The organism is Bradyrhizobium sp. Kon58 (genome assembly GCF_055807455.1).
Genome location: NZ_JBVVOT010000195.1, coordinates 1 through 388 on the forward strand (window position 1 = coordinate 1; position 388 = coordinate 388).

Annotated in this window: 1 pseudogene; it reads right to left on the reverse strand. The window is 62.9% G+C overall.

Annotated elements, in window-relative coordinates:
* Positions 1–143: 143 nt before the first annotated feature.
* Positions 144–305 (reverse strand): annotated as a pseudogene (locus AC0L20_RS40095) (ATP-binding cassette domain-containing protein); the annotation flags it as partial.
* Positions 306–388 lie beyond the last annotated feature (83 nt).

Genomic DNA, 388 nt, shown 5'->3' on the forward strand with positions numbered 1-388 from the left:
GCCCTCGGCTCCACCATCACCGTGCGCCTGCAGGGTAACGGCCAGGCCCAGCAAACCCGCGTACCCATCGGTGCGTTGCACCGGGAGTTTGCCGGGATCGCCGCCCTGTCGCTGTTCACCGGTGCCTACGTGGCGGAAATCGTGCGTGCCAGCTGCAAACCGTCGATGCTCACCGAGCCCGAGTCGAACGCCTCCAGCCCATTGAGGCAGCGCAGAAAGGTGGATTTGCCCGAGCCGGACGGACCGATCACCACCGGCACTTCGCCCTTGGCCACCTCCCAGTCAGAAAAAGCGTTTCGCGACAGCTTAAACGCTAATTCGAATTGAGGTGAGGGCGGGCTGATAACTGCGCAGGAAATTTCACAAGTTGCGGCAGCCTCGATCGGCC